This window comes from Candidatus Krumholzibacteriota bacterium, assembly GCA_034520215.1.
GTDB lineage: Bacteria > Krumholzibacteriota > Krumholzibacteriia > Krumholzibacteriales > WJIX01 > JAGHBT01.
In genome coordinates this window covers 973,644-998,979 of sequence record JAXHNR010000001.1, presented here as the reverse complement: position 1 = coordinate 998,979, position 25,336 = coordinate 973,644, and the positions used below count along the sequence as shown (strand labels likewise).

24 protein-coding genes are annotated in these 25,336 nt (G+C 39.6%); 6 read left to right on the top strand and 18 right to left on the bottom strand.

What is annotated here, in order from left to right; translation table 11 throughout:
- Position 1: 1 nt before the first annotated feature.
- The 4 genes from U5O15_04305 to U5O15_04290 all read right to left on the bottom strand — a co-directional run bounded on the left by U5O15_04305 (position 2) and on the right by U5O15_04290 (position 3,619).
- On the bottom strand, positions 2-649 hold the full coding sequence (locus U5O15_04305; GenBank protein ID MDZ7859881.1) for an acyltransferase: 648 nt from the start codon (positions 647-649) through the stop codon (positions 2-4).
- Entirely contained in the window at positions 630-1,673 is a 1,044-nt protein-coding gene (locus tag U5O15_04300) for a Gfo/Idh/MocA family oxidoreductase (GenBank protein ID MDZ7859880.1), read from the bottom strand. Before U5O15_04300 ends, U5O15_04305 begins: the two co-directional genes overlap by 20 nt.
- A 25-nt stretch (positions 1,674-1,698) precedes the next feature.
- Positions 1,699-2,421 (bottom strand): sugar transferase, encoded by a 723-nt coding sequence (locus U5O15_04295; GenBank protein ID MDZ7859879.1) that lies wholly within the window; start codon positions 2,419-2,421, stop codon positions 1,699-1,701.
- Positions 2,422-2,512: 91 nt separating this feature from the next.
- Positions 2,513-3,619, bottom strand: a complete 1,107-nt coding sequence (locus U5O15_04290; GenBank protein MDZ7859878.1) for a DegT/DnrJ/EryC1/StrS family aminotransferase — start codon at positions 3,617-3,619, stop codon at positions 2,513-2,515.
- A gap of 371 nt (positions 3,620-3,990) precedes the next feature.
- Between U5O15_04290 and U5O15_04285 the strand changes: the two genes are divergently transcribed.
- Both U5O15_04285 and rfbD read left to right on the top strand, forming a co-directional pair.
- Positions 3,991-4,446: a dTDP-4-dehydrorhamnose 3,5-epimerase family protein gene (locus tag U5O15_04285; protein ID MDZ7859877.1), complete on the top strand. Its 456-nt coding sequence runs from the start codon at positions 3,991-3,993 to the stop codon at positions 4,444-4,446.
- Positions 4,447-4,468: 22 nt separating this feature from the next.
- Complete coding sequence (rfbD, locus tag U5O15_04280) at positions 4,469-5,323, top strand: dTDP-4-dehydrorhamnose reductase (GenBank protein MDZ7859876.1); 855 nt, start codon at positions 4,469-4,471, stop codon at positions 5,321-5,323.
- On the opposite strand, the gene U5O15_04275 is transcribed toward rfbD, so the two are convergent.
- Positions 5,324-6,055 (bottom strand): sugar phosphate nucleotidyltransferase, encoded by a 732-nt coding sequence (locus tag U5O15_04275; GenBank protein ID MDZ7859875.1) that lies wholly within the window; start codon positions 6,053-6,055, stop codon positions 5,324-5,326.
- Between the two features lie 248 nt (positions 6,056-6,303).
- On the opposite strand from U5O15_04275, the gene U5O15_04270 reads away from it, so the two are divergent.
- The 4 genes from U5O15_04270 to U5O15_04255 are packed head-to-tail and all read left to right on the top strand — an operon-like array spanning position 6,304 to position 10,491.
- Positions 6,304-6,978 (top strand): DUF5752 family protein, encoded by a 675-nt coding sequence (locus tag U5O15_04270; GenBank protein MDZ7859874.1) that lies wholly within the window; start codon positions 6,304-6,306, stop codon positions 6,976-6,978.
- A complete protein-coding gene (locus U5O15_04265; protein ID MDZ7859873.1) occupies positions 6,978-8,219 on the top strand; it encodes a glycosyltransferase in 1,242 nt (413 codons plus the stop codon). Before U5O15_04270 ends, U5O15_04265 begins: the two co-directional genes overlap by 1 nt.
- Before the next feature lie 27 nt (positions 8,220-8,246).
- Positions 8,247-9,044 carry a trehalose-phosphatase gene (otsB, locus tag U5O15_04260; protein ID MDZ7859872.1) on the top strand — a complete coding sequence of 266 codons (798 nt, stop codon included), beginning with the start codon at positions 8,247-8,249 and terminating at the stop codon, positions 9,042-9,044.
- Complete coding sequence (locus tag U5O15_04255; protein MDZ7859871.1) at positions 9,037-10,491, top strand: trehalose-6-phosphate synthase; 1,455 nt, start codon at positions 9,037-9,039, stop codon at positions 10,489-10,491. The genes otsB and U5O15_04255 overlap by 8 nt, the downstream gene beginning before the upstream one ends.
- A 59-nt stretch (positions 10,492-10,550) precedes the next feature.
- Here the strand turns inward: U5O15_04255 and U5O15_04250 are convergent, their stop codons facing one another.
- From U5O15_04250 to U5O15_04190, 13 genes are all read right to left on the bottom strand, one after another.
- Positions 10,551-11,768, bottom strand: a complete 1,218-nt coding sequence (locus tag U5O15_04250; GenBank protein MDZ7859870.1) for a glycosyltransferase family 4 protein — start codon at positions 11,766-11,768, stop codon at positions 10,551-10,553.
- 12 nt (positions 11,769-11,780) lie between these two features.
- The gene (locus U5O15_04245) at positions 11,781-12,917 is read right to left on the bottom strand and encodes a glycosyltransferase family 4 protein (GenBank protein MDZ7859869.1); all 1,137 of its coding nucleotides are present in this window, start codon (positions 12,915-12,917) and stop codon (positions 11,781-11,783) included.
- A 16-nt stretch (positions 12,918-12,933) separates the two neighbouring features.
- Positions 12,934-15,321, bottom strand: a complete 2,388-nt coding sequence (locus U5O15_04240) for a hypothetical protein (protein MDZ7859868.1) — start codon at positions 15,319-15,321, stop codon at positions 12,934-12,936.
- A 275-nt stretch (positions 15,322-15,596) separates the two neighbouring features.
- Positions 15,597-15,971, bottom strand: a complete 375-nt coding sequence (locus U5O15_04235) for an EamA family transporter (GenBank protein ID MDZ7859867.1) — start codon at positions 15,969-15,971, stop codon at positions 15,597-15,599.
- Between the two features lie 52 nt (positions 15,972-16,023).
- Positions 16,024-16,701, bottom strand: a complete 678-nt coding sequence (locus U5O15_04230) for a glycosyltransferase family 2 protein (GenBank protein ID MDZ7859866.1) — start codon at positions 16,699-16,701, stop codon at positions 16,024-16,026.
- A 12-nt stretch (positions 16,702-16,713) separates the two neighbouring features.
- The gene (locus U5O15_04225; GenBank protein ID MDZ7859865.1) at positions 16,714-18,219 is read right to left on the bottom strand and encodes an oligosaccharide flippase family protein; all 1,506 of its coding nucleotides are present in this window, start codon (positions 18,217-18,219) and stop codon (positions 16,714-16,716) included.
- A 6-nt stretch (positions 18,220-18,225) separates the two neighbouring features.
- Positions 18,226-19,356 carry an alkaline phosphatase family protein gene (locus U5O15_04220; GenBank protein ID MDZ7859864.1) on the bottom strand — a complete coding sequence of 377 codons (1,131 nt, stop codon included), beginning with the start codon at positions 19,354-19,356 and terminating at the stop codon, positions 18,226-18,228.
- A gap of 12 nt (positions 19,357-19,368) precedes the next feature.
- Positions 19,369-20,595: a hypothetical protein gene (locus U5O15_04215; protein MDZ7859863.1), complete on the bottom strand. Its 1,227-nt coding sequence runs from the start codon at positions 20,593-20,595 to the stop codon at positions 19,369-19,371.
- 14 nt (positions 20,596-20,609) lie between these two features.
- Positions 20,610-21,377: a CpsD/CapB family tyrosine-protein kinase gene (locus U5O15_04210; protein ID MDZ7859862.1), complete on the bottom strand. Its 768-nt coding sequence runs from the start codon at positions 21,375-21,377 to the stop codon at positions 20,610-20,612.
- Between the two features lie 33 nt (positions 21,378-21,410).
- Entirely contained in the window at positions 21,411-22,256 is an 846-nt protein-coding gene (locus U5O15_04205) for an XrtA/PEP-CTERM system-associated ATPase (protein ID MDZ7859861.1), read from the bottom strand.
- Positions 22,257-22,267: 11 nt separating this feature from the next.
- The gene (locus tag U5O15_04200) at positions 22,268-23,635 is read right to left on the bottom strand and encodes a hypothetical protein (GenBank protein MDZ7859860.1); all 1,368 of its coding nucleotides are present in this window, start codon (positions 23,633-23,635) and stop codon (positions 22,268-22,270) included.
- 11 nt (positions 23,636-23,646) lie between these two features.
- Positions 23,647-24,441, bottom strand: a complete 795-nt coding sequence (locus tag U5O15_04195) for a polysaccharide biosynthesis/export family protein (protein MDZ7859859.1) — start codon at positions 24,439-24,441, stop codon at positions 23,647-23,649.
- Between the two features lie 123 nt (positions 24,442-24,564).
- Complete coding sequence (locus U5O15_04190; GenBank protein ID MDZ7859858.1) at positions 24,565-25,263, bottom strand: sugar transferase; 699 nt, start codon at positions 25,261-25,263, stop codon at positions 24,565-24,567.
- Positions 25,264-25,336 lie beyond the last annotated feature (73 nt).

Genomic DNA, 25,336 nt, shown 5'->3' with positions numbered 1-25,336 from the left:
TTTACCTATAGGGGGCTTCTCTTCTTCCTGTCTTACAGGTGAGGTCAGAAAGTTTCGAGTATGTTTTGGCGGGATTACCAAAAGCTACAACACCGGGAGGAATATCTTTTGTGACAACAGATCCTGCTCCGATAAGAGTTTTTTCACCAATTGTAACATAAGGTAATACTGTAACATTTACTCCGAGCCGGCATGCTCGTTTAAGAATCGGACCGCGCATACATTCACGCGAATCAGGGCAGCCCGGGTGGATATCGTTAGCAATAGTCACCCCGGGAGCCATAAAGACTTCATCCTCTATTACCGTAAACTGAGCAACATAAATATTACAGTGGATCTTTACATTATTTCCTATTCTGCACCCGTAATCTACAACAGAGTTATTCCAGATAGAAAATCCATTTCCAATCTCATTTTCTTCCCGCAGAACCACATTATGCCCGGTTTCTAATCCATTACCTATAGTGGAACCGGCATATATTACACTCCCGCTTCTTACGCGAGCTTCGTCTCCGATAATCAATTTATCTTCCACCCCATCCCTGGGCGATAAATATCCTATTACCGTGTTTTTATCCGCGGATAAACCGCTCCCCGTAATAATATTCTCAGAAATCAATTTAAAAATCCTATCTTCGATTAGAATCACTCAATATATCGGGATATTCGATTTTTACTTCTTTGTTTTGCTGCCTCATCGATTTTCCAGCGCTATCGAGAACCAGCATTACTTCTAACCCGTCTCTGCCGCTACTTAGAGGAACACCTTTTGTATGTATACAATCGATGAAATGCTGACATTCAACCTTCAACGGTTCCTTGTCTATAAGCTTCGGAATATCTATATCACCATACCTGTATGACAGATGAAATTCTCCGAAAGTATCATAATGCGGAATGACATCAACTCCTTTATCATATATACGAATCTTTTCCAGACTCGAAATATCATCATACACAAGCATTTTCTTGCTTCCCACAACGGTCGTTGTTCTTATTTTATTTGGATTCAGCCACGATACATGCAGATTAGCAACAATAGAATCGGGATATCTCAGCGTTAAGAAACCCACATCCTCTATTGGGGATCTTATATAAGAGAAGCCGGACGAAGAAACTGATACCGGGGAATCGCCTAGTATATAATTAATAATAGAAATGTCATGGGGTGCTAAATCCCAAACAACATTAATATCTTTCTGAAAGAGGCCGAGATTCAACCTCGATGATGAAAGGTAGTATATTTCTCCAAGTTCCCCGGATTCGATAACTTCCTTCATTTTGTTTACAGCTGCGGTATAAACAAATGTGTGCCCCACAAGCAATGTTAATTCTTTCTCATCAGCCAGTTTTATCAGTCTTATGCCATCTTCTATTTTATTCGTAAGCGGTTTCTCACAAAAAACATGTTTTCCCGCGTTGAGAGCTTCCTCTGCCAGCTTAAAATGGGTCGAGACAGGTGTCGCCACAACTACGGCGTCGATTTCAGAATCATTAATAATATCCTTGTAATCCTTTGTTGTTTCAATCGACTGATATATTTTTTTCATGTGATTTAACCGCTCGTCGAGTAAATCAGAGCATGTTTTGACTCGTACATCATCAAGATTAATAAAATTACGTATGAGGTTTGGCCCCCAGTACCCGCAACCGATTATTCCAACAGTCAGCAAATCAACTCCTATCTTCCCCTCCGCGTTAATAACCCCCCGAACCTGTGAATATCACTGGTATCGTTTTTAAAACAATTTTAAGATCCATCATCAAAGAACAATTTTCTATATAGTACAAATCGAGCATTACCATCTCATGAAAAGAAACGCGGCTTCTTCCACTAACCTGCCATAATCCCGTAAGTCCCGGTTTTACGTTGAGTCTCTGCTTATGCCAGTTATTGTAGTATTTATATTCATACTTCAGCGGTGGTCTGGGACCGACCAGAGTCATTTCACCTTTGAGAATATTAATAAATTGCGGGAGTTCATCCAAGCCGGTCTTCCTTAAAAACTTTCCAACTCCCGTTACGCGAGGATCATCCACGATCTTGAATACTTTATGATCCTTGCCTTCTATTTCAACGCCGAAATTCTCATTTTCTATAAACTTTCTGCAGAACTCTTTATGTCGTGAATTGTCGGAATCGACCTTCATAGTTCTCAACTTCAGGAAAGTAAATATCCTGCCGTTCTTTCCGACACGATCCTGCTTAAAAAACCCCGGACCTTTCGATGTTACCTTAATAAGAATGATTATTGCAAGGAAAAATGGTAATCCAACTATGAGTACAATAATAGAAACAAGTATATCAACAACGCGCTTTACGGTTTTCTGAAACAACCCTAACCGACTGCAATTCTGACTGCTGCTTTCGTTGTGACGCCTTTTAGATGAATTTAATTCCTTGATTTTAGCTAACGCCATGGAATCTCGCCTAATTTCGATGTCATCCTGTCTCAATTTCAGTCACCCAGTTAGCAAATATCTGTTTTCCCCTCCTTTGTAAAAAATACAATTAACCGGATAAAACACTCCTTATAACTTCGCAAACTTTATCCACCTGCCGAAATTCCAATTCCGGGAACATAGGCAGTGTTATACTCATTTTCATTATGCCTTCCGCCACGGGGAAAGAACCTTCACTGTATCCAAGATCAGAAAAAACAGGATGAAGGTGAACCGGTAAGGGGTAATGTTCACCCCAGCCAATCTGGGATCTGTCAAGGGCTTCTGTTAATTCCGGCTTATTCATATATCCTATGGGGAAAAGGTGATAAACAGCATTACATTCTTCCTGCTCATGCTGGAACCATAACGGAAGGTCTTCAAGATTATCTCTGTACCTTTTTGCAAGGTCTCTGCGTTTTGAGTTCGCTTCATCCAGGTGTTTTAATTTAACTCTCAAAACAGCCGCCTGGATGGCGGGAAGTCGATAGTTGTATCCAAGAATTGAATGTTCGTTTTTATTAAGCTGGCCGTGATGTCTCAAAGCCTTTATCCTGTCTATAAATTCTTCATCTTCTGATGTTACAGCTCCTCCCTCGCCAAATGCGCCGAGATTTTTACTCGGGTAAAAAGAGAATGCAGCGGCATCCCCGAGTGAACCCGCTTTTCTCCCTTTATATTGGGCTCCGTGCGCCTGGCAAGAATCCTCTATCACTTTGAGTCCGTGTTTCCGTGCTGTCTCCATCACGGGATCCATATCACAACACTGCCCGAATAAATGTACGGGTATTATAGCTTTTGTCTCGGGTGTCACTGCTTCTTCCAGTTTAGCGGGATCTATTAGCGCTGTATCCTCAAGAACATCAACAAGAACCGGCTTAGCCCCTGTGATGGCAATCGCTTCAACTGTCGCTATAAAAGTATTAGGTACGGTTATTACTTCATCCCCTCTTCCAATACCAAACCCGGTTAGTGCGAGCTGAAGCGCCGTCGTTCCACTACTCGTTCCGGCACAGCCTTTAACTCCGCAGTAATCGGCAAAATCACTCTCAAAACGTTCAACACCAGGTCCAAGGACAAAAGCGGAATTATCTATAACTTCAGCAATTGCTCCGTCAATTTCATCGCGAACCTTGCTTATTCCTTCGGTAAGATTAAAAAAAGGGATATTATTCATATTTTACGGTCCTCTGCTTTCGTCTTGTCAGCATAATGAATAATTAATGTATTATGTCACGCACATTCACAATTTAGTATAGCATTTATAACAACATAATTCTACCCCTACAGGCAATTATTTGTTGATTTTGCAATATTTCTTTGAAAACAGGAAAATATTTGAATTCTGAAACCTATGAATCGAAAAACATTATATTTTCCCGCTGAATTACATCTTGTATAACATTGGTAAACCGTTATTAATTCAAATCTCCCGCCTCTACCCTTTGACAGCAGATAATAATTATAACGGCTATCTTGACACAAATGTAATTTGAAGTTAGTATGAATTTCTTGATACAATAAAAATCCCTTGACGGAGGAAACTATATGATAGAAGGAGTGAGTGTAAAAAGGTTAAAGGTCATTCCTGACGAACGCGGCAGACTTATGGAAATTCTAAGGTCTGATGATCCCGGTTTTACAAAGTTCGGTCAGGTCTATATGACAACCTGCTACCCGGGCGTCGTAAAAGGATGGCATTATCATCACAAACAGACAGACTATATGACGGCGATCAGCGGAATGGTAAAAATTGTACTGTATGATAACAGAGAAGATTCTCCCACGAAGGGAGAATTGAACGAATTTTTCGTTGGCCGGCATAATCGAATACGCTTGACTATACCGCCCGGTGTGTGTCACGGCTTTAAAGGTATAAGTACTGATGAGTCAATAATTATAAACACAGTTACAGAGCCTTACAACTATGAGGATCCGGACGAACACAGAATTCATCCGCATGATAATGACATTCCGTACAATTGGCAGCGCGTGGACGGATAGCAAATAGAAAGGGAAATGAAAATTGTCAAAAATATTCGTAACCGGAGCATCTGGTATGCTCGGCAAGGCTCTCACACCTGTTCTCAAAGAAAAGAATGACGTTCTTGCTACCGACCTCCCTGATACCGATATCTGCAACGCCGATCTGATAAGCCGAAAGATAAAAGATTTTAATCCGGATTTTATTATTCATCTGGCTTCAATGACCGATGTAGATGCCTGTGAGCTGAACCCCGACGAAGCCTTCAGAGTAAATTCACTGGGAACCAGAAATGTCGCCCTTGCGGCAAGGTCTTCTCAATCCGTAATGGTTTATGTAAGCACGGGCAGTATTTATAATGGGAGTAAAGATACACCCTATACTGAATACGATAATCCTGATCCTGTAAGCATCTACGGACTTTCAAAGTATCACGGCGAGTTGTATCTCCGTGATATAGTCAGCAGGTTTTATATTTTCTATACCTGCTGGCTTTTCGGAGGCGGCAGTGAGGATAAGAAATTTGTGCCTAAAATACTCAACCTCGCTCGCCGAGAGAAAAAACTTGATATAGTAAACGATAAATTCGGCTCTCCGACCTACACAAAAGATCTTGCCCTTGTAATTGCAGATTTCTTAAAGACGGGCCTCTTCGGCAGATACCATTCAGCTAATTACGGATGTGTAAACCGCTTTGAGGTGGCAGAAGAAATTCTTAATATCGCGGGGATTAACGACTGCAAATTGAATCCCGTCTCTTCAGACTGTTTCTCTCTTCCCGCTCCCAGGCCCAGGATGGAAGCACTCAGGAATTATAATTTTGAATTGATCAAAAGAAAACCTATGAGGGACTGGAAAGAAGCCCTTGGGGAATACATTACAACGACACTTATTTGATTAATCCATCTTGTTCGACCCGCTTTTCGCGACAAGCATACTGGCACGATGAAGTGATTCGAAAGTTCCGGCGTCTGTCCACCAACCATTCAGAACATCCCAAGTCATCTCACCACGTTCAATAAAGATATTATTAACATCTGTGATCTCAAGCTCCCCCCTTTCGGAGGGTTTCAACGACCTGGCAATATCAAACACCGAATTGTCATACATGTATATACCCGTAACCGCGTATTTAGATTTTGGTTTTTTGGGTTTTTCCTCTATGCGAAGAACTTTATCACCGTCAATAACCGGTACGCCGAAACGTTCAGGATCAGGAACCTCTTTCAAAAGAATTTTAGCGCCTTTTTTTTGTTTTTTAAAATCTTTCACCGCATTCTGAAAATTCTTTTCGATAATATTATCTCCCAGGATTACACAAATCTTTTCTCCTCCGGCGAAATATTCCGCCAGCTTAAGAGCGTCCGCGATTCCACCTTCCCCCTCCTGATATGTATAGTCTATATGTTTCAATCCAAAATCTTTTCCGTTTCCAAGTAATCGCAGGAAATCCCCCGCGTTATTACCTCCCGTTACAAGCAGAATATCTTTTATTCCGGCATTAATTAACGACTTTATCGGATAAAAGATCATAGGTTTATTATATACCGGCAATAAATGTTTATTCGTTATTTTTGTGAGCGGTAAAAGCCTGCTTCCAAGGCCTCCCGCCAATATAACTCCTTTCATAGTAGTACTTCCTTTCTGTAGAAATGTTTGAAAAAACAGATAATCGCAAGAATGCTGTACTTATTTCTCAGCTGTCTTATTACTATCTCCGAACAGTATTATATAACAGACAATTGTTCAACCATTCTCATTCACAAATAATATCATTGGAGAATAAATATTGCAAACTACCATATAAATATGTAATATAGTGACAGTAACAAGTACCTGATGATTTATTTATAGTTAGCTGATTTCAAGGAGCAAAGGTGCCTGAAGGAAAAAATACAAATAAAACTTTCGAAATAAAGGACTGCGCTTTAGCATCACTGGCGACAGGCAAAAAATCGCAAAATCTCAAAGAACTCAACCGTAATATAGGGGAAGTGGAATCGGGAAGCCTATACTATCATTTCTGGGGAAATCTTCTCCAGCCGAGATTCGATGACCCTGAATATAACAACGATTTTGCTTCCTGGATAAGACACACGCTGCATGACAAGGTTCTGGCGGAACAAATTGGAATTATTGATCCTACAGAATACCCGGATCTTGAAAAACTCCGTGAAAGATTACTTGAAATTATTGAAGCGAGGCTGGATGAACTTCAACATTTTGCATGGTGTAAGATCGATGAACAATTTCATTTCATAACATCTCAAATAGTTGTCTTCGACACTAATAAAACCATTTATAAAGCTGGTGATTTAGTTGATGCCATTCCCAATATGACCTCGAGCAGCATCTTCTACCATTTTATCGACTCGAGAAGAAGAACCTATGGTAATATTGACGATTTTAGTACATGGTTATACGGTTTTGAGGGAAAGTACGATGAGTTGATACACCTCTTATCAAATATAGATCCTTTTTTTTCCTCGCTTACAGAACTTAGATCTCAACTGGCAAATATAGTTAAGAATTACTTCGTGGAGAGTGGATAATGAGTACAATGCTCAAACAGTACTCCGAAATTGTTGGAGAAGAAGTAATAAATCAGCTTCATCAACTTGCCGCGCTTCTGAAAGATATCAGAGTCGTACACGTAAACTCTACAAGACAGGGAGGCGGAGTAGCGGAAATTCTAAACAAACTTATTCCGCTTAAGAAGGAACTTGGCATCAATGTCAGCTGGGAAGTTATAGAAGGATCGCCTAAGTTTTTCAAATGCACAAAGAATTTCCACAACGGGCTGCAGGGAAAAGATATCAAAATACAGAAAAACCTGATAAGAGAATACGAAAAAGTTAACGAGGAAAACGCTCACAGGCTGCGCGACACTTTGAATGACGCTGATATTGTGTTTATTCACGATCCTCAGCCGGCTTCTTTATTAGCTTCTTTCCCTAATAGAAAAGGAAGATGGATATGGCGCTGTCATATCGATGTAAGCCACCCGAACAGATCAACCTGGAAGTTCATCAAAAAACACATTATTAACTACGATGCCAGTATCTTCTCGATTCCCGCCTTCTCTCAAGTTCTACCGCATATACAATATCTGATTCCTCCAAGCATCGATCCCTTGAGTGAGAAAAACATTGAATTGGATGAAGATGAAATTGAAAAAACAGTCTCTGACCTTGGCATCGACACTAATCGGCCAACAATGCTTCAGGTATCACGGTATGACTATTTCAAAGATCCTGTAGGCGTTATTAAGGCATACAGACTTACTAAGAAGTTCGCCCCGGACCTGCAGCTTATTCTCGCCGGCGGAGAAGCATCTGATGACCCGGAATCTCAGAAGGTGATTGATGAAGTACGTAATGCCGCAGGGAAAGATCCGGACATTCATATTCTTCTTCTACCATCAGATGCCCACAGAACAATAAACGCTCTTCAAAGATCTTCAGATATCATACTACAGAAATCAACGCGTGAAGGATTCGGGCTCACCGTTACGGAAGGAATGTGGAAAGGAAAGCCGGTTGTTGGAGGTGATACGGGAGGTATACGCATTCAGGTCGTAAACCATCAAACCGGTTTTCTTGTAAGAACACCTGAAGGAGCAGCGCTGAGAACTCGATATCTCCTATTCCACCGCGACAGGCTGGATGAAATGGGGAAAAAGGCAAAAAGCTTCGTCACTGAAAATTTTCTTCTCACAAGACACCTAAGGGAATATTTGACTGTTATAGTTTCCCTGCTGCGCGGGCAGGAAGAACGAATTGAACTGGAATAGCAGCCAAATCTTTGATTATCAATAACTATGAAAGTTTTGAATAATAGAATCAACCTCACCAGTTTTCTCCATAGGGTTTCAATCTCCCCCGAAACAATTATACTTTTAGATTATGACGGTACCCTTGCTCCTTTCAAAAAAAAACGATCCAAAGCCGTTCCGTATAGAGGAATCAAAGAAATATTAACTAAATTGATTGATTTAAATAATTGCAAAATCATAATAGTAAGCGGTAGATCTGTTAGCGACATACGGCTGTTGCTTGATCTTGAAAAGTACCCGGAAATATGGGGCTGTCATGGAGCTGAGAAAATAACCGAAGATGGCAATCTTCTGACAACAGAACTTTCCCGGCAGACAATAAATGGCCTCAAGGAAGCGAAAGAAGCGGTTATAAAGAAGGGGTTATGGAAAAGATGTGAGCAGAAATATTCTTCACTCGCTCTACATTGGCGCGAGCTGTCATCAAGTAAAATTTATAATCTTAAAAAAAGAGTTGTAAGCATGTGGGAGAATATTATTAAAAAAAATGACTTGACAATTTCCGAATTTGACGGTGGCATAGAGATTAGACCGGAAAATATTACCAAGGGAAATGTTGTGGATTCCATTTTGAATCAATACCGGGAAGAAATACCTGTAATATATATGGGGGACGATTTTACCGACGAAGATGCTTTCAGAGCTCTCAAGGGAAAAGGACTCTCTGTTCTAGCTAAACCCCGATACCGTTCAACGGAGGCAGATATCTGGTTAAAACCCCCCGGTGAACTACTTGATTTCTTGAACGAATTGGCAGGAGCGTTAGAAACTAATTATGAATGATTCTTCTCAACGACTTGTGATTGCATCAAACAGACTCCCGTTTGTCTTTAAAAAAGTTGACGGGAGCTGGAAAGTAGAACCCGGATCAGGAGGCCTGGTTACGGCACTCGCGCCTGTTCTCAGAGACAGAGGGGGGCTATGGGTAGGGTGGCCGGGCACATTTGAAATTACAGACATTTCCGATTCATTAAACGCTGCTTCAGAAAAAGCCGGATACAAGATGGAAGCCGTACAGATGACTGAAGAAGAAGTACAGAAATATTATCAGGGCTTTTCGAACGAAGTAATATGGCCTTTATTCCATGATCTTCAGGCATACTGCAATTTTGATCCTGACTACTGGAAATTCTATAAATTGATTAATGAAAGATTCGCTTCCGTTCTGAAAAAAACAACAAAACAAAACGACTTTATCTGGATTCATGATTATCACCTTATGTGTGTCGCCAAATATCTCCGTGCGGAAAATTTTGAAAATAACCTGGCCTTTTATCTTCATATACCATTCCCCCCCCTCGACATCTTTTCCAAGCTTCCCTGGAGAAAAGAGATTCTTCTCGCCATACTTGATTACGACCTAATAGGCTTTCAATCCGAACGGGATAGTAGAAATTTCATTCAATGTCTTGAAACATTTATCAAGGGCGCTAAAACAAGAAAAAACGGAAAGTTTATAAACGTGTTTGCAGGTGATAAGAATCTAAAGATAGGTAGTTTTCCGATAAGTATCGATTACAATGAATTCTCTAAGATGGCAAGATCAAAAACCGTCGCTGATCATGCCTGGTTTATACATGAGGACATACCTAACAGTAAATTAATTCTTGGAATCGACCGCCTTGATTACACGAAAGGCATTACATACAGGCTTCAGGCATTTTGTAAGCTCCTGTTGACTCATCCGGAACTCCATAGAAAAGTAACTCTGATTCAGGTTGTAGTGCCGAGCAGACGCAATATTCCTATGTACCAAGAACTTAAGCTTAATATCGAACATCTGATTAGTGAAATTAACGGCCAATACACAAGATCGGGCTGGGTTCCAATACATTACATTCACAGGTCCTTGCCAAGAAGCGAGCTTCTCGCGTACTACAGAACCGCAGAAATTGCTTTAATAACTCCTTTAAAGGATGGAATGAATTTAATAGCGAAGGAATACTGCGCGTCTAACATTGAAAAATCAGGGTCTGTTATCCTAAGTGAATTCGCGGGAGCCGCCTCACAGATGAAGGATGATGTATTGCTTGTAAATCCATATAATATAGATGAAGTGGCAGATGCTATTTACTCAGCTATTAATATGAGCTTGAAAAAAAGAAAAAAACAAATGGGCAGATTGCAGAAATCTATTCAGAAATATGATATATACTGGTGGTTAGATTCATTCCTGAGTGCCGCCTCCGCGGGCAACCTGGACAAATACCCTAAATTAAGAAAAGGTTAAGCCAGTCTTACTTTAAACATTTTTAAGATCATAAAGAAATATATCTTTATAATTACTGATCAACTCTCGCTTTCAAAAGCTTCGAGTACGTTTTGAAGCCTCTCCGGATAGGTTCTGAGTGAAATTTCCTTTTCCGCCCAGCAACGCACATTTTTACTTATTTCACGCGCAAGCTCTTCATCTTCCAATACCTTGAGAACAGCAGACGCAAATTCTTCCGCTCCGGAAGCTTCGATATATTCTCTGCCATTACAAAGATTCATACCTCTTACTCCCACCGGTGTGCTGACGACAGGAACACCCATTGCGGCAGCTTCAAGCATTCTAATTCTGACACCGCCGGCAAACCTCAGGGGTATAACCAATGTCGAGCACTTACCTAGATAAGGAACTACATCCTCCACCCTTCCCCTGAAAATAATTTCATCACCTTTTTCTTTCTTAAGTTTTTCGGGTACACCGGCTCCGACAATATCTAGAATTGTCCCCGGCCTTTCTTTCAAAATAAGCGGGAATATGGAATTTACCATATAGTCAAGGGCGTCGGCATTGAAATCAGAAGCAAAATTACCGATCAAAAGAACTCTGTTGTGTTTTCTTCGATAAACAGATGGATCGAATTTCCTCAGGTCAATTGCCATCGGAAGCGTTTTAACAGATTTGTTCTTGTCATCGATATATTTTTTTAACTCCTCTGCTTCTTTTACGTTTACAGTCAGTATCTTATCGAAACTTCTATACGCTTCTTCTTCGACCCTTATTTTCATTGCAATGTCTATACTCTTTAGCCGCCTTCTGAAAAATCCCGAAGTTGAAGAAATTCTTCCCGGATGGACTAGATAATCCAGGTCATGGGTTACCAGAACAACCTCAAAACCCTTTAACATCTTATGAAGCTTATACAAATGCCAGTAATTTACCATTACTAGATCAGCTTTCCAACTTCGCGCAACGCCGGTTACCAGCTTAAGATATCTCCCGGGAGCGGCATAAAGAGTATCAAGAGGTATCCTCGAAAATAATAGCAGAAGAATATTTTTTACCTTGCAAAACAGCTTACCGGCAAACCCTCTTCTTTGCGGAGCAATTATAGCTGTAACGCTTACTCTTTCATTCTCAATCTCACGAAGTTTTTCAAGCTTTTGTTTCTCTAAGGTCATTGTAACAAGCTTAACGTGGTGTCTTTCGGAGAGCCCTCTGATAAGATTCATGACAAGTCTGTCGGTCCCGCTTCTAATCGGATATGGAGAATATGAAAGCGCTATAACTATCTTCAATCTATCCCTCCTTCAAGAAGAATTTAGAAGGTCATTGTATATATTAACCGTATCCTTAATACAATTTTCAATTGTGAATTTATGGAGAAAACGTTCTCTGGCACTTCGCGACATATCGATGTATAATTCCCTGTCACCCAGCAGTAACATGACAGCTTCGGCAAGAGCGCCAACATCTCCCGGCTTAGTGAGAATTCCGTTTCTTTTGTCTTGGATTAATTCCGGTATACCATAAATACCGCTCGCGACTACGGGTAGACCTACAGCCATCGCTTCTAAAATTACGTATGGTGTGGCATCAACTCTTGAGGGGTGAATCATTAGATCCATCCCACTTAAAAAATCAAACATATTTTCTATGAATCCAGTAAAATTAACACGTTCTTCAAGTCTTAAATTTGAGCATAACTCTTCCAATTCAGGTTTGGCTTCCCCATCTCCAACAATGTATAAATTGACATAATCCGGCAATCTCTTCATTAATTTAACAGCATCTGCCTGTCCCTTTCTTTCCTCAAGAGAACCAACTATTACAAGATTAAATCTTTTCCCGCATTCCTTCTTTCCGGAAGAATCGAGGCTGTAATCAATATTTTTCCCGGGGTCGGGAATGCCGTTGTATATGACTCTGATTTTCCTTTCAGGTATATGATGGTTTCGGACAATATGCATCTTATTATCGTAACTTACAGTTATAACACGATTGATAAACCTTGTGCCTAATCCTTTAAGAAGACGCGATTTAGTAAAAGAGCTGACCATCGGAAGGTGTTCTGTTGAAACAATGTTCTTTACTCGGACGATGCGCGCTAGCGGGGCGATAAGACTATATCCAGCGTCAAAAGGTCCGGGTAGATTTATATGCAGGATATCCGGTTTTAACTTTCGGAGTAATCCCGCTAACCTTGAGTATTTTGCCTTCTCGGGATTTTTAGTTTCTGATAAGTCTGTAAAAGGCAATCCTTCATCTGAAAGCAGGGAAACAAATTTGTCAGCCGATGAATCCTGATCAAAAATAACATGGGTTCGGAATCGTTCAGAGGAGATGAACTTAGCCAGATAATACAGATATTTCTCCGCTCCCCCTGTATAGGAAGCATCGCAGTAATAAACTACCAAAGGAGACTTCTTGAAATTATTATTTTTCATCTTAATTCAACCGGAATCAATGTTTACCCACACTCTTTCTTACTAAAATATCCTTGATAAACACGCCATGTCTTGAATCTTTATTCGACAAATAGTCACTGAGCTTCCGATTTGGCAAATAACTCCTCGGCCTTACTTTTACTCTAACTCTGTAATTACCGGGCTTTAGCTCTTCCGGCAGCTCAAAAGAAAAACCCTGCCTTACTATCTCGCCTTTCTTCCAGGTATCCGGATACCTTCCGTTTGCCTTTAAAGTATTTGTGACAGTATAACGGTAGAATGTGTCATTGGATCTCTCGATCCATCTTCTGTATTGCTTACTGTACCAGGATCGGTAGAATACCCCTTTGGGGAATTGGGTGTCAAAACGGACACTCCACATTAAGGGAAGTCCGAATTCCACATTATTATTCAAACTCCACCAGAAAGTCCCGGAAACACTATCTCCGGAGTATATCACTTGTTCATTTATGACGAAAGCTTCAAGAATAACACCTGAGCCGACACTTACGGAAATAGACTTCTCGGAAATACTTACGTGGTCATTATCCAATGTATCAACAGATGTGTACTCTTCGGGCTCATAGCCGATACTGTCGGAACTTACCTTAAACAATACGAAATCCTCTTGCTGCAAGATCTGTTTAAAATGCGGATTTTTTCTAAATTTACAAATCGACTTGCTGATATATTTACAACCGTTTATTCTATAAAAGTCAGGCTTGGCTGCTCCTTTCCTATCGAATAAAATATAATCTATACCCTCTTTATTAATCCAGCCGCTATTATTTTCTATCCTCAGCGGCGTACAGAAAACATCTCTGGCTCTCCTGTTGCGTTCAGTTGCCTTTAAATCTGCGGGCGATTCATGCTGTGCAGATACAACATAGACAAAGTGATCTGTTAATCCGGATATCAGATAACTTGTCACAGGGTCGGAAAGAATTGTGGAATGCTCCGGTATCAATCTGTTCATAAGATCAAAAAAGGTGGCGTATCTTCCGCAATTATCGTGTTCCCCCATTACAATCTCAGCCCTTACTTCTGAAAAAGAAGCCCCAGAATAACGAATGGGGAATAAAACAAAAAGTATCAGCACGATTGACGCCGCAACACGTTTAATCATCCTTCTTTTAAAAGATATATCCCGGTAATTCATTCTCGATCTACCGGTAAATAGAATCCTTATAAAATCAGAAATTATAAAGGAAAGAAAACACGCCGCGGGAGCGGCGTAAAGAATTCTGAAGTAGAGGTAACCCATATAATTCTCCAGTAATGTCGCCGTAAAAGGAGTAATTGCGAGCAGTACGGGCAAGATAAAAAGTATTTCCACAGCATTGAATCTTCTTCTTTTCCAGACGACAAGGAAGTAGAATGGCGATATAATAATTGCAAAAAGAACTGCAATTCCCAAACTCTCAACTATCACCAGTGGGTCAATAACCACAAGTGAGTTTGTCAGCTTAAGAATACCCTGCCTGTGCGAATGAATGAAATTATATTTACCCGTAGTAAATATTAGTCTGAATATCAGAGGGATAGCAGCGCCGGCTAACTGAACTGCCGCCAATCCCCTGTATTTCTCTTTCCATTTATTTCCTCCAGGCAGGTTTACAAATATATACAGCCCCGCGAGGAATAAAAATAGTAAGACAGGGAATATAACATGGACAGCCGCTCCCGCAAAAGCAAATAGAAACAGAAAAATATAAGTTCTCCTGTCATTACCGTATTCCTTTAACTGGCGCAGCATGAGACCTGCCTGCGCCCACAGAATTGCCTGAGCAATATGCCGGCTGTAAGCAATCTTGCTGAACCACAACAATCCTTCTCCCCTGAAAAAGAGCAGCAGGATCAAAACAGCAAAAACAGCCAGTGAAGTTGAGGCCAGAAGTTCTACTGCAAAAAAGAAAAAGGAAATAATAACAAAAAATGAAAGGAAAGAGGGCAGCATTCTCCAAAGATAAACCGGATCCGCGTCTGACTGATAAGTAAGTAAAGCTAATGCGGAATGCCAAATACCCTTTCTGGGGTCAAATGATTTGCCGTCGCCGTCAATATAGAAAGAATCGCCTGGAAGGATCTCCCCGCTTTCAAGTGATCTTCTTATAAAACTAAGGTGATCGAGAGAATCAGAATCTACGGAAATATCACCTCCCTCGAAGAAAACAGCAAAGCAGAGAGCAAAAAAAACTAGGAAAAGAAGAATTTTCCCCCTTCCGTAGCTTCTCTCTCCGCTGTACATCCTTCTGATCAATTCGCCGTCCGCCGAGTGCGCCCGTTGTCTATCCCTACTGCTTAAGTAAATAATTACCAGTAAGAATATGTTAATAATTGAAGCTGCTGCTGAAATTATAGCAAAATTAACTCCGGGGATAAATCCCAGACAAACAAGAAACAAAAGATAGGCCAGGCCGGTGAAAAATAATTCACATACGCCTTTCACAGAGAAAACTATATTATGACCCGAGAGATTAAAAAAAAGAAATGGAGGTAATATCAGTAGTGAGTAGAATGAAAGAATGATTCCTAAAAGCTCAGGCCCAGGTACAATCCTGACGCCTGTCAGAAAAGATAAAATAACTACTATTAAATTAAATATAGGGAACGCTGTTTGATTTTTCAAAGCAGCGTGCTCCTTCGCTCAAAACTATTAAAAGAACACACAGCGCGGCTCTAAGTCCTGCTAACAAAAAAGACGCCGAGACAAATTATTAATATTCCAATGAACCTCATGTAAGAAAATGCCTCATTTAAAAGCACCGGAGCTACCAGTGCTGTAATCACATATGACAGGCTTACCATAGGAAACGCCCAGCTGAGTTGAGCTCTTGAGAGGATGACAATCCACAACACGGCGCTTAGAGCGTAAGAAAAAAATCCGCCAAGTACAAATCCATTGACAGCCGCTTTTAATAACCAGCTGAGGAGATTGCTAAAATCAATCTTCCCCGTTTTACTGACTATTTCATTAACACCCGCTTTTATCATAAATTGTCCGGCTGTATTCAATATTACCGTAAGTATTATCATCAACATATTTTTAAGCATATAATATCCTTATATTTATGAATCCATTAATCCTTTAATTCTATTAAAATAGCTAAACCAGACCCATTCTAAGTTTCAAAAGGTAGATAAGATTTTCAAAACCGTCTTTCCATTTATTGAGTTTTACTTCGCCAACACGCGGGTGGTAATTAACATGATATTCATCAAATTTTAATTCTGAATTTCTTATAGCCGCGATCTTAATCTCTTCACTTAGCGGCATCCCGTCACTCTTTACTCCTAACTTATTATATATACTGCTTCTATATATCCACATACCCGATTGTGAGTCCTTTATACCTCTCATAAACAATATATATGTTGCTAATGTCAATATACTGTTACCAATCACATTTGAAATGTTCATAGAAGTTCTGTCTTTAAGGGGAAAACGAGAAGCCGACACAAAATCCAGCTTATTGTCCAGTAGATAATCTATACATTCATCGATTTGTTCAGCGGGGTATGTGCCGTCTCCATCCATAGTTACAGTAATATCACCTGTTACGGACGGCAACCCGGCTTTATAAGCCGCCCCATAACCCTTTCTTTTTTCAAAAACAACCCTCGCTCCCAGTGCTTTTGCCACACCGGATGTATTGTCGGTTGAATTATTATCGACAACCACAATCTCATCTATAAAATCAGGAAGGGATTTTATTACTAAAGCGACTCCTTCTTCTTCATTATAGCATGGTATAACAACTGAAATCTTTTTTTCTCTATACATTTCTTCCTTTCCCTAAAAAACCGAGATAATAATTTCTTTAAAAGGAATAGGCAATTTCATTATTATTTCTCTCTCCCTGTCACCTATAATTTTCATCCATCTGAATCCAAGAATGACCAGGATACACCCAACGATAACTTGTAAAGCAAGCATTACCGGACTATTCCATATTGATGCTGTGAACACGAGTAATCCCGCTGGAACAGCGGCTAAGTAACATTTTGATATAAACTTTATCGGCACCTTGATATCTCTACCAAACCTCTTAATTACAATATTGAATATTACGACAGCAACAAAGAGAACAAACGCGACAGGCACAAAAGCGCCCAACAAACCAAAAGCCGGGATAAGTACGATATCTAAACAAATGTTCAAGATAGCCAAGAATAAAAAGACTAACATGTTAACCCAGCTTTTACCCATGACATAAAGAGCCATGCTTACTGGAGTATAGAGAAATGAATATGAAAATACAATAAAAAAGAGCTGAGTGTAAGTGCCTGCCGGGGTCATTTTTACGCCATACAGAAGGGGAATCAGCTCTTTAGAGAAAGCAAAACCCATAACTGTAATAGGAATAATTATTATATAAATGAGCCTGAAATACAAATCAACCGCCCTTGGCAGACTTTTTTTATCCCTGGAATACGATTCTGATATTCCCGCCATAACCAACGGCCAGATAGAAAGTGGAATGAATTCAAGAACCATCTGTGGGATTCTATAGGCAAGCTCAAAATATCCGGCTTCCACCATTCCTGTAAAATGTCCGAGAAATAATACTTCAGACTGCCTCCATACAATTTGATTGAGTATACCGGTTATGACGAAAGGTAATGAAAACTTTATAAACTTATCCAATCCGGGCACATCCGGCGATTCTTCCTTTTCTCTCGTGACCAGACCGGATGCTTTAGGGAATAGCAAAAGAACCATTAAGGCGTTTGAAATACCACCGGCGAGAAAAACACCCATGATTCCCAAATCAAAGAAGTTTATAAACAACAGGAGTAATAACAGATAACTGACATTCCCTCCAATAAGTACAAAACTCAGTAATTTGGTCTCATACCATGACTGCAGGATGTTCATAATCACGGTCATCATTACCTGAAATAGTATGAACCCTACAGCAACAACAAGTAGAAACCGAAAACTGCCGCTTTCCACATCATATATACCTTCTATAGTGTCCGATAATAACCAGACGGCAAGAATCATAATCAGCCAGACAAGAGTTTGTATTACAAACAATTTTTTGACTGTATTTAGAAACTGCTTCATCCCCCCTCTCACTCTTAATTCAGGGAGAAACTTGAGCAGTCCTTTTCCTCCACCCATCATTATGATAATAAACGCGAATCCCGTTACAGATTTTAAGACACTCAAAATACCCCACCGGTATTCTCCAAGGCTTCTTACAATAATAATGTAAGCTGCGGGGCCGGCGACGAATCTTGCCAGCTTGGCAACTACATTCCAGGACATAGCAATGCCTATTTTAGAAAAACTCACTGTGAATCATCTCTTTCCAGGTATAAATCCCGGCAGGATAAAATCAGCTATATCCATAATAGATCCATCACTGACTTTAAATTCAACATTTGAAAACAAAGAACTATACATACATTCATTATCAGGATGGTATCCGTGCATCCCGGCCACGGGAGAATCACTCATATAACTTGGTAAAATTATTTTTCCCGCGTTTAGAAGAAATATAACATCTCCATATTCATTATCCGCGAAGTAAATTCCAAGTTTTTTCTTTTCAATATCGTCTAGAATAATACCGGATTGTAAATCAGATAAAATATCCGTTATTTCTCTTTCAGCTTTCTTGGAATATACTTTAAACCTTGCCAGTGTTGAATCATAAAAGGGTATATAATCTTCCGGAATTCTGAGACCTACTGCTTCTATTTTTTCTTTGATATCTATAGTGTCGCTAACTTCACACATCCCATGATCACCGAACACCAGCAACCTGATATTGTTATTTATTGAAAGCAGGTTTTCCAACCTTTCACTGTACCATCTCAAGTGAGCATCAATATTCTCATGTTTGGTTCCGTATTTGTGTAGGTCGGCGTCAAGCCCGGCGGTATAAAGTAGATAGAAATCAGCTTCCCTTTTTACCAATGCTTCTTCAAGCTGCTCGAAAGCTAAAACTTCCGGTGTATGATAATCCCTGACAAAAATACGCGAGTCCCTGTGTGCCAGTTCATCTATTACAGTATTTACTTTTTCAACTCCCCCGGGCACAAAAAGATTCCCCTTTGCCGGTAAATCCAGGTATCTTAATACATTTCGAGGGATATTATACAAGCTGTAATATGATTTAATATTATCGAAACATCTGAGTTTCCAGTGTATCAACCGATTAAGCCAAAGCCTTTTCTCTGAAACGCTCTCAGGTATCATTGACAACCATTTGAAAGGTGATTTATCCCTCGCAAATGAATACATCATCCACAACTCGTGCTTGTCAGGAGGAAGACCGGTAAAAATACTCGTTAGAGCGGGTTGGCTGAATCCGGGGACTGTACGCATTCTTATTCTGTGGGAAAGTCCATCGGGCCTGAACCCGAAACGCTCTGTAACTAAATATCCAAGAGCGTCAAGAAGTACGACAACTGTGGGACATTTCAATTTGATCACTCCTTATCCCGAAACAAGTTCAATCCATAAAGAGTACAATTTTTCTGCCGCCTTACTCCACTCAGATCTATCGTACGGAAAACTTCCGGGAGGACGATCCACATATACTCTCTCACCCTTTTCGATCCTCACCTTCAAGAGTATGACCCCGTATTTCAATATCAACTCATCCGGACTGCATCTATAAATATTTGCGCCTATTTTAAGAAAACCAATAAAAGCTGAATATGGATAAAAACGTTTAAAGTAACTTCTCCATAATTTCAATCGCGTAAGGAGTGGATAGTTACTCTTTCTTGATTCCAGAAAGGTTATAACATTCCCCGCCCTTTTATCGCCAAACATCTCTGATTGAAACAACTCCCAGTATTTAAATAAATCTGAAGCACTTTCTTCCCACATATCCTTTGAACTTACATTGATGACAAGATTCGATTGATCCAGTTTTAATCTGGTCCATCTTTCTATCTTTTCAAATATATTCTGTGGGATTAGTTCTTGTAAGAGGGGATTTTCCTTATTTTCTCTAAGGTATTTCAAACGGTTCAAATACCCCGTCTGATACTCGCCTGCAAATATCAGACAACACATTAAAATATCTGTGTAAACTCTCGATACAGAATATATTAATTCATATTTATAGTCTTTGCCCTTTTTTTCAGTAAGCCTGTGAGCGCCAATATGCGCGACAATCCTGTTTTCTATCAGTTTTAAAGCTTCTTTGCGTGTAATATCGGAATTCTTGTATGAAGGAAACCGCTCTTTAAATCCTTTCTTTTCTAAAAAAACAACCCCGCTTTCTTTCATGTCGTAAACTCCGGGACTTGGGGGCAGTGAAGACAGCTCTTTGAAGTGATAAATTCCTATGTTTACACGGCCTCTAAATTCCGCTTCATCCCATAGTTCTTCGCATTTATTACCCAGCTCCCTTTTTGCGGACAAAACAGTTTGATGGACGCTTAAAGAATTAATCCCAACTAATATATCCACATCTGACAGAAAAAGAGTCCTGCCGCTCTCTAGAACAACACTGCCTTCCCCTGTAGCAAAACTTCCGCACAGAAGAATACCCTCTATGTTATCCTTACCGATTTTATCTGTAATCAGACGAGTTGAGGAATCTATAAATGGACAAAACCGATTACTGTACCACCTGGTAAATTGACTGCTATTAGCGTTATCTGGATAAAAAAGCCCGTGTTTTGAACACGGGTGTCTTTTATTGGACATAAGCCTCAATCTTTTTACACACGTTTATAAATAAACTCGGGTATATAATACTTCTTTCTGTTAAGAACAGACCCGACAAATTCTCCCCCTTGTTTATTTACGTTCATCACCGCTCTTCTTATAACCTCTCGCTTTGTACGGCCGGCCTGTACAACCATTATTACTCCATCCATAAGGGAACTCAATATCGGTGTTTCCGGCGCACTGAGAATTGATGAAGTATCCACAAAAATATAATCATAATTTTCAGCCACTTCGCTTATTAGAGCCCTCATCCTGTCGGAACGGAAAAGCGGCTGAATTACACTTCTGTCGGCGGTTCTGCCGATTGGAATTATATCCAGCACCATTTCATCTACAGTTTGTATTATATCAGAAAATTTAGCTTCATCCGATAAATAATCGATAATACCCTTTTTACCACTGATCCCAAAGAAATTATGTATCTGAGGGTTTCTGACGGCACAATCCAATATAAGTATTTTTTCCAGCTGATTAACAGCAATCATCCTTGCCAGAAAAACAGCAATAGTACTTTTTCCTTCACCCTCGATGGCGCTCGTGAACATTATTACTTTTGTTCCTTTATCCTTCATTTCAGAATCGACTGAATTTCTAAGTGTCAATAAAGATCGACGGAAGTCTTCATCCATTCCCTGAAGAAAATTACTTTTATTAACATTTGACGCTTTTCTCAAAGGCTTTTTTCTTTTTCGGATATTCCCGCTCTGCCTTCCGCCCCTCTTTTCCGCCTTTCTGAGCGCGTCAAAAATCTTACTCACATTAACTCCCTTCAATCAAATCTCTACAGAATGTTACATAGTTTTACTAATTCTTCCTGTAGTATGTACTGTTTCATTTTCAAGATCCCTTATCCCCTCCCTTACTATCGCGGCGTTGATTGTTCTAACATTCGAGACATAACCAGCCAATAACACCCTGTCACAAAGCACATTAATGAGTCTTGGAATCCCTTTGCTGTAATGATAGATTTCTTCGATTGAGTCCTTAGTAAAATGTGGACTTTTACTCCCTCTTCCGGCAACTTTAAGCCTGTAGTCAACATATTTTGAAAGGTCATCATGAGACAGCACAGGTATTCTAAATAGAAGCGGAATTCTCTGTCTAAGCTGGCGAAGTTTCTTGAGGTTTAAAATCGTCTCAAGCTCGGGCTGCCCGACTAGCATAATCTGCAGAAGTTTTTTATTTCTTGTCTCGAGGTTAGACAACATTCGAAGCTCCTCAAGAGCCTCTGGTGAAAGATTCTGGGCTTCATCTATTATAAGCACTGTATTTCTATTCTTTTCGTACTGTTCAATTAAAAACCTGTTCAGCTTCAAAAGCATTTGCGCTTTGTTCATTCCTTCAACATCCAATCCGAAATCATTGCAAATTAAATAAAGAAGCTGTTCAAACGGAAATTTAGTAGAAAAAACAAAAGAGACTTCGACCGAAGGATTAAATAAGTCCACAAAAGCATTGACAACAGTTGTCTTACCAACACCGACCTCACCTGTTAAAGCGATAAAGCCTTTTTTCTGGAAAACTCCGTAAGTTATATAAGCAAGAGCGTCTCTATGACTGCTGCTCCTGTATAAAAATTTCGGGTCAGGAGTTACATTGAATGGAAGTTCCTTAAAACCGTAAAATTCTTCGTACATAGTACCTTCTATTATTTCGTCTCGGCATCCGGGAAACTTGCTAAAACACTAATTCCAAGAATTTCTTCAGCTTCAGCGACATTCTTTATAGAGTGATCCAGGTTATCAATAAAGAAAGCGAATCCTATTGAAAATAGAAGACTGAAGAACGGCCCAAGGGCTATTCTTACATAATCTCTTGTTTTCTGTTTTTTTGCGTCAGTCGCCGGAGTTAAAATTGTAATCTTCCACTCCGGATTACTTGCCATAGAAATTCTAGCATTCATCTGTTTATCCAACAATTCATTATAAGTCTTCTCAACCCGCAGGAGTGTTGAATTAATTCTACTGATTTCTACTTCCTTTTTAGAAAATGAATTTTTCTTTGATTCAAGATTGCTGATAAGTTTAGATAAAAGTTGTTCTCTGTTCTCAAGCACTTCCAGCTTTGTCTTTTTAACTTTGATTAATATTCCCATTTCTTCATTAAGCATTTGCTCAACATCTTTGACTTTATTTCTAATATTTATTACTTCTTTATTATTATCTGTATATCTGCTCACAAGGTCTACTTCTTGCATTTTTAAATCAACGAAACTCTTGTACATATTATCAATATTTGTTGTTTTGCTATTATTTCCCAGGAAATTCTCGTAGGCGGTATACATCTCTTTAATCCCGCCTTTCCTGGCAACAAGAAGTTTCTCTATTATTTGCTCAAGTTGCTCCTTATCAGCTACAATTTCATCAAAGTCACTGATATATTGTTGCAGCCTCTGCAGGATAAAATCTTCCTGCTTTCCAATATCAATAACACCCCACTTCTCACCAATCGCCACCTTCATATTACGCCAGTATTCGATCTCTCTTTTTATCATATTCAGCTCTTCAGAAAAGAAATCTTCCATTTCAGGAGGGGTCTTTACCATCGCGTAGTGTTCCCTGTACGCTTTAGTAATAGCGTTTACCGCTGCTTCGCAAAGGGCAGGATCCGATGATACATATTTTACCCAGATTACGTTGGAAGTAGATACAACCCCCGCTTCAGCGTTCGCGGGACTAAGCCTTGTGCTGGAAGAATAATGATCTGGCAGAAGCTCGGGTAATTTTTCCTGAGCGCTTTCAATCACAATCTGTGATTTAACCATTTCGATCTGTGAAGCTATTTCCTCTTCCCACGGCATTGTTCTGACGTATTGATTGAAAACACCTTCAGGTTGCCCTCTCTTTACAAGCATCGTGCTTAATGATTCATAAAGCGCCGGTTCTCTCATATTAAGAAAAATTACCATCACCAGAGAAAATAAGACGATTCCAATTATAACCCATTTTCTCCTGAATATGACTTCAAGAAAATCTTTTACTGTTGATTCATTCTTCCTGTTTTCTACTGTTTCCATAAATCTATTATTTACTCCTCGGCTGCTCTTAATTTATAATAATCGTATACCGCCTTCATCTGGACAAATTGCCATCCTCTTAAATACAGATCCAGAGGATCTTTGATGATATCAATAAATGAAGCAACGAATCCACTCACCTGATAAATTTTGGATTCCGGAATCATAACAATATCTGACGGTTCTATAGGAATGTTGTATTCATAGCGATTATCGTTAACAATTTTCTTTAAATCAATCTCTATAGCCACAACGTGTTCGAGGCCGACTCTCCGTATTACAATAACCCCATTTCTCTTGGCTTTCTTTGTTATACCGCCACCTAGAGAAAGGGCCTCAAGAAGAGTCCTGGCCTTGTATGCCTGATACCCTCCTGGTGCTCTTACTTCTCCAAGTAGATAGACATATTGCGGTCTGAATTGTTGTGGAATTATTGAAATATCCGGGTTTTTAAGTATTCGTGAATAAGTAGTAGTCAGCACACTATCCAATTGAGAAACTGTCATGCCATTTACATTAATTTCTCCTACGTATGGAAAATTAATATTGCCGTCCGGACTTACGATTATGCCCGGCTTCGAATATTCATCGTTGTAAAGAAAATTTACATCAAAGGCATCCCCATAACCAAATCTGTATTTTCCAGTTGAGTATGAATGCGGTATGCTGTCAGGAGATAATACCTTTGTTTCAATTTCACCATTTTTAGTGTCTATTAATCTGTTCCCGCTTGAACATCCAGCGGCAAAAATAGATACGAATATCAAACAGCGTATATATTTAAACTTATCGCCTCTTATATTCACCACGAACCTCAATAACTTCCTAAAATAATAATAGCATCTTTAAGTTTGAGACATACAAACTAGAAGTTATAAATAATCTTACTATTTTACAAAATAAAGTAAAGGCAAGATATATGCCAGAGTTTAATAAGCGCCTTTCCTTTCAATTACTGCCGGAAAAGTCTTTAATATGATCATTAAATCCGTTCGAAAACCTCTTTTCTCGATATATTGGAGGTCAAGCCTCATCCATTCATGAAAGCCAATATGGCTTCTACCCGCAATCTGCCAGAAACAAGTAATCCCAGGTTTGACATCAAGCCTTTTTTTCTGCCACGATAAATATTGCGCCACTTCAGACGGTAAATTCGGCCTTGGACCCACAATACTCATCTCGCCTTTTAATACGTTAATTAACTGAGGAAGTTCATCAAGACTAGAACGTCTCAAGAAACAACCAACACTCGTAATTCTCGGGTCATTTTTCAATTTAAATATAGGCCCTTCACTATCGCTTAGTTGCCTGAGTGACTCTACGGTATTGTCAGCTCCTTCAACCATCGAACGGAACTTGTATAGATTAAATTCTCTGCCGTCTTTTCCGATTCTCTTTTGTTTGAAAAGAAGGGGGCCCTTAGTGTCGATCTTTATCAAAATAATAATAACCGGTATCAATGGAAGAACAAGCAAAAGGATTGCAACGGCTATAATTACATCAGAAATTCTCTTAGTAACACGATACAATCGTTTTTCTTCTGCTTTCGATAAAGAAAATTCTTTCAGACTCTGATCCCCTTCTCTGCGTCCTGCTTCAGCTTGTTGTAGCTTCGGGCAACCAGCCATTTTATCCTCCAGTAAATCAAATGCCCAGGCTCTTATCAGGCCCGGGCATACAAAAATACGTCTGCCTCAATTA